The organism is Pseudogulbenkiania sp. AW2-16 (assembly GCF_056824575.1).
This window is the reverse complement of the sequence record NZ_CP157668.1, coordinates 2,551,704-2,564,592: the sequence shown is the minus strand read 5'-3', so window position 1 is coordinate 2,564,592 and position 12,889 is coordinate 2,551,704. Positions and strand designations below refer to the sequence as shown.

General features: G+C 57.2%; 12 protein-coding genes and 1 riboswitch. Of the genes, 8 read left to right on the top strand and 4 right to left on the bottom strand.

Going from position 1 to position 12,889, the window contains the following annotated elements; translation table 11 throughout:
- The first annotated feature begins 40 nt into the window (after positions 1-40).
- The 3 genes from purU (at position 41) to ABKF58_RS12515 (ending at position 2,294) form a co-directional block, all read left to right on the top strand.
- Complete coding sequence (purU, locus tag ABKF58_RS12525) at positions 41-895, top strand: formyltetrahydrofolate deformylase (RefSeq protein ID WP_482581010.1); 855 nt, start codon at positions 41-43, stop codon at positions 893-895.
- Positions 867-1,775, top strand: a complete 909-nt coding sequence (locus tag ABKF58_RS12520; protein WP_482581008.1) for a bifunctional 5,10-methylenetetrahydrofolate dehydrogenase/5,10-methenyltetrahydrofolate cyclohydrolase — start codon at positions 867-869, stop codon at positions 1,773-1,775. The genes purU and ABKF58_RS12520 overlap by 29 nt, the downstream gene beginning before the upstream one ends.
- Positions 1,776-2,084: 309 nt before the next feature.
- Complete coding sequence (locus ABKF58_RS12515) at positions 2,085-2,294, top strand: response regulator (protein ID WP_482584372.1); 210 nt, start codon at positions 2,085-2,087, stop codon at positions 2,292-2,294.
- A 391-nt stretch (positions 2,295-2,685) separates the two neighbouring features.
- Here ABKF58_RS12515 and bluB read toward each other — a convergent pair whose 3' ends face one another.
- The 4 genes from bluB to ABKF58_RS12495 form a co-directional block, all read right to left on the bottom strand.
- Positions 2,686-3,441: a 5,6-dimethylbenzimidazole synthase gene (gene bluB, locus ABKF58_RS12510; protein WP_482581006.1), complete on the bottom strand. Its 756-nt coding sequence runs from the start codon at positions 3,439-3,441 to the stop codon at positions 2,686-2,688.
- A gap of 37 nt (positions 3,442-3,478) precedes the next feature.
- A riboswitch (cobalamin riboswitch) is annotated at positions 3,479-3,682 on the bottom strand.
- Positions 3,683-4,372: 690 nt separating this feature from the next.
- The gene (locus ABKF58_RS12505) at positions 4,373-4,600 is read right to left on the bottom strand and encodes a hypothetical protein (protein ID WP_482581005.1); all 228 of its coding nucleotides are present in this window, start codon (positions 4,598-4,600) and stop codon (positions 4,373-4,375) included.
- Between the two features lie 854 nt (positions 4,601-5,454).
- A complete protein-coding gene (locus tag ABKF58_RS12500; protein WP_482581003.1) occupies positions 5,455-6,234 on the bottom strand; it encodes an SDR family NAD(P)-dependent oxidoreductase in 780 nt (259 codons plus the stop codon).
- A 207-nt stretch (positions 6,235-6,441) separates the two neighbouring features.
- Complete coding sequence (locus ABKF58_RS12495; protein WP_482581001.1) at positions 6,442-7,320, bottom strand: LysR substrate-binding domain-containing protein; 879 nt, start codon at positions 7,318-7,320, stop codon at positions 6,442-6,444.
- Between the two features lie 200 nt (positions 7,321-7,520).
- Here ABKF58_RS12495 and ABKF58_RS12490 point away from each other — a divergent pair, with 200 nt between their 5' ends.
- The 5 genes from ABKF58_RS12490 to pyk all read left to right on the top strand — a co-directional run bounded on the left by ABKF58_RS12490 (position 7,521) and on the right by pyk (position 12,564).
- On the top strand, positions 7,521-8,798 hold the full coding sequence (locus ABKF58_RS12490; RefSeq protein ID WP_482581000.1) for a ribulose-bisphosphate carboxylase large subunit family protein: 1,278 nt from the start codon (positions 7,521-7,523) through the stop codon (positions 8,796-8,798).
- Between the two features lie 6 nt (positions 8,799-8,804).
- Entirely contained in the window at positions 8,805-10,214 is a 1,410-nt protein-coding gene (locus ABKF58_RS12485) for a four-carbon acid sugar kinase family protein (protein ID WP_482580999.1), read from the top strand.
- A gap of 191 nt (positions 10,215-10,405) precedes the next feature.
- Positions 10,406-10,594, top strand: a complete 189-nt coding sequence (locus ABKF58_RS12480; protein ID WP_482580998.1) for a triose-phosphate isomerase — start codon at positions 10,406-10,408, stop codon at positions 10,592-10,594.
- Positions 10,591-10,821 carry a triose-phosphate isomerase gene (locus ABKF58_RS12475; RefSeq protein ID WP_482584371.1) on the top strand — a complete coding sequence of 77 codons (231 nt, stop codon included), beginning with the start codon at positions 10,591-10,593 and terminating at the stop codon, positions 10,819-10,821. The genes ABKF58_RS12480 and ABKF58_RS12475 overlap by 4 nt, the downstream gene beginning before the upstream one ends.
- 327 nt (positions 10,822-11,148) lie before the next feature.
- Positions 11,149-12,564, top strand: coding sequence for a pyruvate kinase (gene pyk, locus ABKF58_RS12470; RefSeq protein ID WP_482580996.1), 1,416 nt, complete (start codon positions 11,149-11,151; stop codon positions 12,562-12,564).
- The last annotated feature ends 325 nt before the right edge of the window (positions 12,565-12,889 follow it).

The window sequence follows — 12,889 nt, the reverse complement described above, 5'->3', positions numbered from 1 at the left end:
CCAGAAAACATCCACCCCAGCTTCTTTTTCGGAGCCAACCATGAGCGTCAAGAAATTCGTTCTCACCCTTGCCTGCGACGACCGTAAAGCGATCGTCGCAGCCGTCGGCAACTGCATCGCGGCCCAGAGCGGCAACATTATGGAGAGCGGCCAGTATGTGGACCCGGATAACCACCGCTTCTTCATGCGCGTGTGCTTCGAGGTCCACGAGAAAATGACCATCGACGATTTCAGGCAGGGTTTTGCGCCGGTGGCGCTGGCTTATGGCATGGATTGGCACGTGTTCGACTTGGATATCAAGCCGCGTGTGATGATCATGGTGTCGCAGCTCGGCCATTGCCTGAACGATCTGTTGTACCGCAACAGCATTAACCAACTGCCGATGGAGCTGATCTCGATCGTCTCCAACCATCAAACCTTTGCCCGCCGTGCCGAGCACGAGGGCGTCCCGTTCCATCATCTACCGATCACCGCTGACATCAAGGAGGAGCAGGAGGCAAAGCTGCTCGAACTGGTGCGGGAGCAGAAAATCGACTTGGTCATACTGGCGCGCTACATGCAGGTGCTGTCCGACGATCTGTCGCGCGAATTGGCCGGCCATGTGATCAACATCCATCACTCCTTCCTGCCCAGTTTCAAGGGTGCACGCCCCTACCATCAGGCGCACAAGCGCGGCGTGAAGCTGATCGGCGCCACCGCGCACTACGTGACGGCGGATCTGGACGAAGGCCCGATCATCGAGCAGAACGTGCATCGCGTCGACCATTCGGCCACCGCCGACGACATGGTCGCCATCGGCCGCGACACCGAGTGCCAGGTACTGGCCAAGGCGGTGAAGCTCCACCTCGAACATCGGATTCTGCTCAATGAAGATCGCACCGTCATCTTTCACTAACCAGCCTTACCTCATCGATGGCAAGGCTTCGGCCAGCCAAGTCATCGCCAGTGTGACAGCGGCAGTCAGGGCGGAGCGACTGCGTCCCGGCCTGGCTGTCATCCTGGTTGGAGACGATCCTGCCAGCACCGTGTACGTGCGCAACAAGAGCCGCCGTGCCGAAGAGTGTGGATTTCTCTCGCGGCAATACACCTTGTCGGCCGAAACGCGGGGAAGCGAGCTGTTGGAATTGATAGGCCGGCTCAACGGCGATCCAGAAATTCACGGCATCCTCGTGCAGTTGCCATTGCCCAGGCATATCGATGCCTGCCGGATCATCAAGGCGATTGATCCGAGCAAAGACGTGGACGGCTTTCATTACGTTAACGTCGGACATCTCGCCACCGGGGCTCTGCACGAGGCGCTGGTGCCCTGCACCCCACTGGGGGCGCTGCACCTGATCCAGGAGGTGCTCGGCGACAAGCTGTGCGGCCTGCACGCCGTGGTGATCGGACGTTCCAATATCGTCGGCAAGCCAATGGCCAACCTGCTGCTGCAGCACGATTGCACCGTGACCATCGTTCATAGTCGTACCTTGTCCCCCGAGGCGGTGTGCCGCCAGGCCGATATCGTCATCGCCGCTGTCGGGGTGCCGGGCCTGGTTAAGGCCGATTGGGTCAAGCCGGGGGCCGTGGTCATCGACGTGGGCATCAACCGTATCGACCAACCGGGGGACTATTCGCGGCTGGTGGGGGATGTGGACTTCGACGAGGTGAAAACCGTGGCGTCGGCCATCACGCCCGTTCCCGGCGGTGTTGGCCCGATGACCATCGCGATGCTGATGCAGAACACGCTGAATGCCGCCAGGAGAAGCCGTATCCAGCAAGCAGCGGTGGTTTGAGGCGATGGCCCCCGCTCTTTTGCCTCGACTTACTATGGTCGGAACAGATGAGCGATGGGGCAGCTCAATGGCGCACCGCTTGGGGCTGCTAGTAGTGGACGAAATGGCGGAGACGGAAGGACAAGTGATGCTACTGGCAGCCCATGGTTGTGAGCTGGTACAGGGACATTACTTCAGCAAGGCACTCTCTGCCGAGGCCTGCGAGAGGTTAATTGGGGCGGGCCCTTTAACGCTGCCGGTGGTCTCAATAAACAGAATCATCCCCCCACGCTGTTGGTTCTGGACGATGATCCTTTCGTCACGGACTTGGTGAGTAGGGAGCTACGAAATGCCAGCTATCGCATACTGGTGGCCAATGACGTCGATGCCGCCTTCGAACTGCTGGCGTGTCATCAGGTTGGAGTGGTGCTGAGTGACCAGAGCATGCCCAAACTGACAGGAACCGAGTTTCTTGGCCACGTACAAACAACTGTACCCACAGACGGTAAGATTATTGTTCAGCGCCTACCGGAACTTTGAGCTCGCCACTGCAGCAATCAATCTGGGCGCGGTACACCACTTCCTGACGAAACCGTGGAACCCAAATGAGCTGAACCAGCTTATCGCCCAAGCCTTCACTACTCATGCACGCATGGCATGGAGGAGTCCCGCATGTTCAAACGAACTAACCCTTTCGTTATGCAGAAGGGCTCCGACGAGCTAGGGTGTATTCACAGTAGGAAATTAATTACGTGGTCAATGTCGACAAAGTGTAACCCGAAGAATTCTCACGCACACAGAAAAACTGACAGGCTTAGCCGGTCAACCGAACCGGCGCGCTCAACATGACAGATGAGCGTCTCAGAAGGCAGAAGCACTCTATCATTTCGTCGCTAGGGCCTGCCAGTTGCTGTACAACATTTCTCTCCATTTATTTCCAGTCAACGAACCCGTTATTCTGTATATCCGCCTGTTGTTGGCGTATGTGATCGACCACCTTCCCATGGCTGTCGACTCCATGCGACCACTGCTCAAAATAGACTAGTTCGTCGAGCGGCAGACGCGGTAGCCAACCAGCCTCCTCCAACTCTGGCCTCTGGTAGAAATGGCTCACATAACCGAGGCATAGATAGGCAATCGGCGTAATGGACAGTGGAATGCCCAGAATCTGTTTCAATTCGTTCGGCTTGAAAATGCTGACCCAGCCTACTCCCAGTCCCTCCGCTCTGGCGGCTAGCCATAGATTCTGGACTGCGCAGACGGAGCTGTAGAGATCCATCGTTTTCATATGTGTCCGCCCGATAACGATAGGGCCAGTCCGCTTCCGGTCGCAGGTGATGCACAAATTCACCGGCGATTCCAGAATGCCTTCGAGCTTCAGGCCTCGATAGATGTCCCTACGCTCGCCATCGAACATAGCGGCGGCTTCGTCGTTTGCGTTTTGGAAGAGATCATGGACGCGCCGTTTGACGCCCTGCGAGCGGATCACGATGAAATTCCACGGCTGCATGAAGCCTACCGACGGCGCATAGTGCGCGGCCATCAGGAGGCGGCTGAGCACCTCGTCTGGAATCGGGTCGGGCAAAAACTGACCGCGCACGTCGCGGCGGCTGAAAATGGCACGGTACACCGCATCACGGGCATCGTCAGAAAAATGATGAGTATTTTGGATGGTTGGGCTTTCCATTTTGTCCCCTTCTGGAAAATGGACTGCCAGTCCAGGCAGCCTGCTTCATCTTCCGGCCGGTCTTCTGACTCGGACTCATCCGTCCGGAACGCCTTCCCGACCTGAGTCAGTGGCTTGGGGACTTACAATTCCCGTTGTTCCGTTCGTCCTCCTCACAGCGTTGGGCACGTGGCGGAATTGCACCGCCTTCCCGATTCTCCCCAGGGCTTCCCCTGTAGGCACCGAAAGACGAGCCGTGTAAGAACCCTCACGGCTTGGGGCGATGCTAACTTGTGGTTTCGACAGCGGCCATACGTCATTGGAACGGCAAAGACTCATCACAAAGGATACGTGCTTGTGTGGCGTGTAAAGGGTAGGCCGCCCAGCCGCCAGCCTCCGCTGCAACGTCCGTCCAAGGCGTACAGAGACAGACAGGTGGCATTCCGAGTGCGATGTGCCCAGTTGCGGCATACGGGGCTGCCATCACCCACTCCCCGGTTCTGCTTGGGGTGGATTTGCACACACTGCGTTCTCACCAAGTTCCTCTAAACAAACAGCTGGGCCATCTGCTCATAGGGCGATAGCCCTTTCGAAGGGGCTTCATGATGGGTAAAGGGGCGCAAATGAAAGGAAAGCAAGGCAGGAAGCATAAGCTGGCCACGCACCACGATTCGGAAGCATAAGCTGGCCGCGCTCTGGGGCGGCTGGGTCAAACGAATTGGCGGACCAAACCCTTGCGTGGCAAGGGTTTCAGGCGATGGGGAAACTCAAACGGCCGGAGTCGATCAGAAAAAGCGATGAAATTTGCGACTCATCGGAAGCATAAGCTGGCCGTTTGGCCACTTTATGCTTCCGGTCACACACAACTGAAACAGGACGCATTTTTATGCACATGCCTAGAACCATATTTCTGCAGAAAATCGGCAGATTTGGGTATCAATGTGGACCATTTTCAAGCCTGGTGATACCCAATTTTTTGCACTTTGTCAGAAAGTGACTCATATCCTTGCAGTTTGTAAGCGATGACATCGCTGTGTGGGCGCAGGGGAGGCTGACCGCTCGTTCCGGTATTCGCAATCGCTTCGGCATCGTTGGCGCCGTTCTTCGTGTGCCGGCTCATGCGAAACGGCTTCACAAACTCTGGCGCCATGATTCTCAACACCAATCCCATCGTTTTCATCTTCCGACCTCAGTAGCGGATCCGTACTACACGTCCCGACCCTGAACTCCACAAGCCCTTCGGCTAGGGCCGTGAAGCGGAGGTAGCGCCGCTCTGCCGGCTTGCCGTCGTCCAGCCCACGCACCTTGATGATGTTCTTTGCCAAACCGATGCCAACGGTCTTAATATCCATAGTGCCTTCTCCTCCGCAATTCAGATCGAGCTACAGGCGGCGTTGCGTTCAACCTGGAATGGGGAGATGGATTACACGCGACAGGAAGCGGTCCTTACGCTCCTTATGCTCCTTATGCTCCTTGATCGGAAAGAATAAAGTCTGTCACGTGACAATGAAGTCTGTCATGGCAATGACATGATCAGTTTGGTACCACTAGCTCGAAACAAAGAGGCCCGAAAGGGCCTCTTTTCGTATGCGATTGCTTGGTTTGGTGAGTAGGAAATTCCTGGGCTACAAGGTCTGATGGTCGGCCATTGCCGCCGTTCGGCTTGCCGGTCCGATAAGTCGGCAATGGGTTGGTTACCAGCCACTCACCCCAGAATTCCTTTGAACGTCAGCTATTCGATCCAGCGAACTCACACTGCCGACCCTAAATTGCCGTTCAGCCTCCCGTAAACCGAACGGCCGCCTCCGAGGGCATAACTGACACTCGCACGCAGACATAGCGCGGACTGATCTCTTGCTATCCCAGGGCAAACTCATCCAGACAGCTGTCCGCCTGCTAAATGCCTCAGGAACCGCTGGAAGGTCCGCTGGGGCCAATCAAGCCGTTGGTCACCGACCCGGCCGGATTTAGAACGCAATCCGGGCACTATCTGTTGATTCCTGCGGTTGCTGTAAAGGAACCCTCAAATGCCGTTCAAACCGCCCCTGCTCCCCACGCGAGAAAGCCACCGTCCACCGGAAGCACGACCCCGTTTGTATATCCTGCGTCCTCTGATGCCAAGTAGCAGACGGCCGCCGCGATTTCCGATGTCGTGCCGTATCGCTTCATCGGAATCGCATTTGAGTATTCAGCGCGGAACTCTTCGCTATGGAGCGCCTTAGTCATCGGCGTATCAACTGGACCCGGAGCGACTGCGTTAGCGGTGATGCCGTAGTCACAGAGTTCCACCGCCATCTGGCGCGTTAAAGCGATGACAGCCCCTTTCGACGTGCCGTAGGCCGTGCGTCCTTTACCGACCGCTCGCATGCCTGCCACCGAAGCTATATTGATTATGCGGCCCCAGCGGTTCTTTACCATCAGGCGCGCGGCATGCTGAGAACATAAAAACGCGCCAGTTACATTGACCTGCATGGTTTTGAGAAACGTGTCGAGGGGATAGTCTATGAATGGCACCAGCTTGGCAATGCCGGCGCCGTTCACCAAAACGTCGCAACGCCCATGCGTCTTGTCGATCGCATCGAACGCAGCGGCAATCGATTCGGCGTTTGAAACGTCCATCTCAATAGCCGAAACTGACAGGCCCGCGCGCCGGAAACCTGACGCCGTTTCTTCTGCAGCGCTCTTATTGATATCGGCAAGAACGACGTGATAGCCACGTCTTGCAAGCTGTTCTGCCGAATCTGCACCAATGCCCATAGCGCCGCCCGTGATCACGGCTACGCGACTTGCGCCGTTTTGCTTCGTCTGCTCCACGTTGTCTCCTTCAGAGTAAGACCGCTGTGCGGCTTCGCGTGCGATGCCTGGTAGCGGATCAAATGACGGCGCTGCGCGCCATCTCGTGTGCAGATTATTGGAGCCTTGGCTGGCAAGGTCAAAGGATAATAAAGCTCGATATCGTGAGAAAATGTCACACACTAAAGAAACGGATTTCGCATGCTAGCAAGCAAGCCGATGCATGCTTCATGCCTCCATTTCACGCAACTCGTTCCTCAGCCATTCCACCAAAGCAATGGTCTTCGGCTGACTCCCGGCGTGAGGAGCAACCCACAGCACGAGGCTCACGGGACCTGGGACAAAGCCGAACGGTGCGACAAGACCAGCTGAGTCGAGTTCGTCTCGGACGAGCATTCTCGGCACTGCTGCGACTCCCAATCCGCACTTAGCGGCCTGAATCTGAAGATAGAAATGATCGAACGATTCAGCGATTTCGGGCGGGTTTTCGAGCACAGTCGAGGTCGCCTTGTACCAGTCGGCCCACGCGGACGGTCGCGTATTGGTTGCTAGAAGGCGCACACGTTCCAGGTCGCTCGGCTTTTCGATCCGTTTTGCGCGCATGTACTCTGGCGAGCACACTGCGCCGATCCATTCCTCAATCAACGGAACCGGGGTGACACCTTTAGGTACTGGGATGGAGGAAAGCCGTATCGCCACCGTTATCTTGTCTCGGGTAAAGTCGATTTCGCCATGACCAGTGTTGAAACTCAGCTCGAGCGATGGGATCGCATTTTTCAGCTTAGAGAGGCGCGGCAGGAGCCAGTACATCATGATCGACGCCGAGCATGAGAGCGTCAACGGCCCCGGCTTTAACTGATCGACGGTCTTTTGTATAAGGTTGAACGCCACGCTCAGGCCTTCGGCCATCTGCGCCCCTTCAGGCGTCGGCTCCGTCAAGTGTGCATTGCGCGACAGCAGTAGGACACCCAGCTGCTCTTCAAGAGCACGTATATGTCTGCTAACCGCACCATGAGTCACGCAGAGTTCTTCGGCGGCGGCACCGAAGCTTCGCAGGCGAGCTGTGGCTTCAAAGGCGCGCAGCGCATTCAATGAAAGGCGAGGCACATGGGCTCCTATGGGCCCGCGGCCCACTGCTTATGGAAGTGACCTATTGTGAGTTTTTCGCTCGGCGTCGAGAAATCATATCGTTTGATGTCGAAAGTCGTCAAATCTATATTCTCCTCATCCCCGGCTTAAGCGCATGCTTCCCACGGCAAGTCCATGCGCCCCGGTTCAGCTCGAATACCCAGGAAGAAGAGTCAAACATGGTCGAAATCTCCCATCAAAGAGCGGAATTCACTGCGCGCTATTTCGTCGAAAGCTCAGTGCCGATTGCCAAAGCCGCAGAAGTCATCGCAGGCGAACAGTCTAGCGGAACGTTTCTGGCGCTCCCGGGAGAGACTGATGCCCTGAAAAATCGTGCCCGGGCTCGTGTCGTCAAGGTGGATTCGCATCCCCCCGTTCTCGAGCCGTCGCTGCGCAGTGCTCACGTCGAACGGAAGGGTTCGCCGACTGTCTATTACCGAGGCGAGATCGAGATCGCATTTCCGGTGGACAACGTCGGCCCCAATCTGCCCACCCTTTTATCCACTGTTGCAGGCAACCTATTTGAGTTAGGGGAAGTTACAGGGCTGCGCCTGCTTGACATCGATCTACCGACAACGTACGCGGCACAATTCCCCGGCCCTAAATACGGTATTGCCGGAACGCGTGACTTCGCTAAGGTCTACGACAGACCAATGATCGGGACGATCATCAAGCCAAGTATTGGCTTGCTTCCAGAACAGACGGCTGCAATCGTCGATAGTCTTTGCGCCGCGGACATCGACTTCATTAAGGATGATGAGCTGCTCGCCGACCCCTCATATGCGAGCTTTGATAAGCGTCTCGCAGCCGTCATGCCGGTCTTGCATCGACATGCCGACCGCATCGGCCGCATGCCGATGTACGCGATCAACATCTCCGGCACAATCGATGAGATGCTCCAGCGGCATGATGCGGTTCTGCGGGCCGGCGGTACGTGCGTGATGGCTTGCATTAACTGGGTCGGTTTTGCTGGCATCGAGCATCTTCGCAAGCATGCCCAACTACCCATCCACGGCCATCGTAACGGCTGGGGTGCGTTCACTCGCTGCCCGCAACTCGGGTTCTCTTTCAAGGCGTTTCAGAAGTTGTGGCGACTTGCTGGAGTGGATCATTTGCACGTCAACGGAATTCGCAGCAAGTTTTGGGAGCCAGATGCATCAGTCATCGATTCGGCCCGTGCCTGCCTGGCACCGTTCGCGGGTGTGCAGCCGTTGATGCCAGTTTTCTCGTCGGGCCAGTGGGCGTCTCAAGCTCCTGACCTATACGCTCAGCTGGGCTCCGTGGACCTGATGCATTTGGCCGGCGGCGGAATCATCGGACATCCGGACGGAATCGCCGCGGGTGTTGCCAGTATGCGAGAAGGGTGGGAAGCGGCAGTCGAAGGCGTAGATTTGAAAACCTTCGCGGAGTCTCGGCCTGCGCTGCGTGCCGCACTGTCTCACTTCCAATCGGCGTGATCCAAGATGAGTGCAAAAACCGAACAATTGGACGCGGCATTGCGTCTAGCTTTCTACGGCGACGACTTCACCGGATCGACTGACGCCCTGGAAGTCTTAGCTTTCGCCGGGCTGCGGTGCGCCCTTTTCTTGAAAGCGCCTTCGTCCGAAAGACTGTCGCAACTCGGCGGATTTGACGCTATCGGTGTTGCAGGCGACAGTCGAGGCATGAGCCCGTCCGAAATGGAAGCATCCCTTCCATCGATATTCGGGGCTCTGCGCGCCCTAAATGCTCCGATCCTTCACTACAAAGTCTGTTCAACTTTCGATAGTGGCCCGGCGATAGGGAGCATCGGAAAAGCGTTGGAGATAGCCCGCGCTGGAATCACCAGTACACCAATTCCGATTGTTGCCGGTACTCCAGCATTAAAACGCTACTGCGCCTTTGGCAACTTGTTTGCTCGATCCGGTACCGACAACAAGACTTATCGAATCGATCACCATCCGATTATGAGTGTCCATCCGGTCACACCGATGATGGAAGGTGATCTTCTGCGTCATCTGGGACTGCAGACAAACTTACCTCTCTCCGGGATCTTCCTACCCAGTCTGGAAGGAACACGCGAAGAAATAGACCAGGCATGGTCGGAAGCAACTTCAACGGGTGACGCGGGAATCTTGTTCGATACAGTGACTCCTCGTCATCTAACCGAAGTCGGTCGCATTCTTGACAATTATGCTACAACCGTCGGTCCCATATTTACCATTGGCTCGTCCGGTGTCGAATATGCCTTAACCCAATGGTGGCGGGAACTCGGCAATCTACCAGATACGCGCCGATCTTACGACCGTATCACGCCCACGAGTCAAATCCTTGCCATCTCTGGGAGTGCATCACCGCTCTCTTCCGCACAGATTGACACGGCGATCGCGGCAGGCTTCGCTGAGATTGGCATCGACGCAAAAGCGCTTGTACGGGAAGAATCTTGGCAGCAAACAGCTGAAGATATCATCGGGCGCACGATTTCGCTGGTCAGAGAAGGGCGAAGTGTCATCATGCATACTGCCCGTGGCCCGCGCGATACACGCATCGCCGAAATGCTCGAGTACTTTACCGCTGATGGACTGACCCAGGACGAAGCTCGGCATCAAGGCGGTCGATTGCTGGGCCAACGGCTTGGCTCGGTCGCGAATGCTGTCCTTGAGGCCACTCATTTGCGCCGCTTGGTTCTCTCCGGCGGCGATACGTCGAGTCAAGTGACACAAACCCTCGGTCCCGATGCGCTTGAGATTGACGGCCGCCTCGCCGCGGGCGCGCCGCTGTGCCGTGTGCTTTCCGATAAGCCCCATTTGCAAAACCTGCAGCTTGCCCTGAAAGGCGGCCAGATGGGCGACGAGAACTTCTTTGTCATCGCACGGGATGGTCTCTCAAGATGATCGCCGCGTCGCACGGCGCAGCCACACTTTTTGGCACTGCAAAGTCGACGCTACCGGAAACTGCGACGGAAAGCGCTTTTCTGTTTGATCAAGCAAACACGTCAGACAATGACCCGACGTTTCGTCGGTTACCAAAAGGAAGATCTTCGCATCGAGTCGCTGGCGTCGCTATCGAATAAGTTTTTGTTCGGATGGAGAACGACTGCAATGTCGTCGCGTTTGAAGGTGGTATTGGCTGGGGCATACAGGATGTTTCTGCACATCTTCAAGTTGCATTCACAGGCGAAGTTGGCGCCACCATGGCGGCTGATTTTGGTTTCCGAAATGTGCTCATGGCCATTCAGAACGTCGGAACTACCATGCTGAGACTTCACAGATAATCGCAACGAAAGCACGTCGTGTACTCGAAGCGAATTTTTTACCTATCTTGTGCATCGAAGAAACACTAGAAGAGCGCATGTCAAACAGGGCAAAGGAGGTTGTGACTTCCCAGCTGGACACTGTCTTTGGCCTGCTTTTGAAGCAGGAACGTCGCCAACTGGTGTTCACGTATGAGCCTATTTTGACAATTGGAATAGGCAAGACAGCTATTCCTGCAGAAGTATAGGGCGTGCATGCCCACATCAGGACATCGTTGGTGGCACGCGCCCCTAATCTAGCTTGTGTACCGCTCATTTATGATGTGAGTGTGAAAGCAGCTAATGCCTTCGAATTGTTTTGAGAAACCGACTCAATGGTGCCTTTGTTGGAGGAGCCTCTCTCGATGCCGACGAATTCACGACTATTTGAGCTGCAGCGAGCCGAGTAATAACACAACCAGCTTCCAGCACTCCCATGTGACTTGCTCGAACTATAGATTTGCGAGTGGAGTGCAAAGCAGCCTATCAAGTACTGCAAATCCAAATCGTATTCGACCGCTATCGAAGGAAATGAGATGTTCAGAAATCGAGCCACCAAAATCATCGCCACGCTGGGACCTGCCAGCACTAGTGAAACCGTTATTGAGGCGCTGCACCAAGCCGGCGCCGACGTTTTTCGCCTGAATTTCAGTCACGGCAGTTACGACGACCACGCCGCACGCCTGTCTTGCATCCGCCGCATCGAGGCACGCCGCGACCGCCCGATCGGCGTGCTGCTCGATCTGCAGGGCCCCAAGTTGCGCGTATCTACCTTCGCGGATGGCAGCGCCGAACTAAGCGCCGGGCAGGCCTTTGTATTTGACCGCGACCCGGCGCCGGGCACTGCCCAGCGCGTTTGCCTGCCGCATCCCGAAATCTTCGCCGCCACCAAGGCTGGCGACATGCTACTGGTGAACGACGGCCAGCTGCGCTTCGAGGTCACTGCCGTTAGCGCCGAGCGCATCGAAACCACCGCGCGGGTGGGCGGCGTCATCTCCGATCGTAAGGGTGTCAACGTGCCGAGCGCGGCGCTGCCGCTGCCGGCGCTCTCCGACAAGGACAAGAAAGACCTGGCCTTCGGCCTCGAGATCGGTGTGGACTGGGTGGCGCTGTCGTTCGTGCAACGCCCGGAGGACGTGCGCGAGGCACGCGCCCTGATCGGCGGGCGCGCCAAGCTGATGGCCAAGATCGAGAAGCCGACCGCGGTGGACTGCCTGGCCGACATCGTGGCCGAGGCGGACGGCATCATGGTGGCGCGCGGCGACCTCGGTGTGGAACTGCCGCCCGAGGAAGTGCCGGCGATCCAGAAGCACATCGTGCGGCTATGCCGCGACGCCGGCAAGCCGGTGGTGGTGGCCACGCAGATGCTCGAATCGATGATCAAGTCGCCGGCGCCGACCCGCGCCGAAGCCTCGGACGTGGCCACTGCGGTGTACGATGGCGCCGACGCGGTAATGCTGTCGGCCGAAACGGCTTCCGGCCAGTACCCGGAGGAGGCGGTGGAGATGATGAACCGCATCATCGAGCGCACCGAAGCCGACCCACTGCAGCGCCAGCTGATGCACGCGGTGGCCACGCGTCACGACGCCACTTCGACCGACGCCATCGGCGCCGCGATCCAGGCCGTGACCGGCGTGCTGCCGGTGGCCGCCACCGTGACCTATACCACTTCGGGAGCCACCGCCTTCCGCGTGGCTCACGAACGCCCGGCCTCGCCGATTTTGAGCCTGACGCCGAACCGCACAGTGGCGCGCCAGTTGGCGCTGCTGTGGGGCGTAAGCTCGCACGAGACGGCCGATGCCAAGAACGTGGAAGACATGGTCGACAAGGCGAGCAAAGCGGCCAAGGATGCCGGCTGCTACAAAGCCGGGAAGCCTCTGATCGTGGTGGCCGGCATGCCGTTCGGCACGCCGGGTTCGACCAACCTGCTGCGCGTGGTGTGGCCGGAGTAAGTTAGACATTGGGAACGGAAAATCCCCCTAGCCCCCCTCTTTGACAAAGGGGGAAATGGTTCGATGGCTGCCAGCGGCAGTGGTGTCGCCCCAGCGTCCCCCTTGTCAAAGGGGAGCGGGGGATTGTCGCCAAGTCACTCGTAGGATGGGTGAAGGCCTTGTGCCAATACCCATCGGCCAGCAGGAGGAAGATGGGTATCGCTTTGCTCAACCCATCCTACGAAAAGGCGGGCTTGGAAAAGGTAGGTTAGGCTGATAAGCCCAACATTTTCAGGAGGGCCAGAAGTTGGGCTTATCAGCCCAAGCGACGTGAAGCCGGATTGAA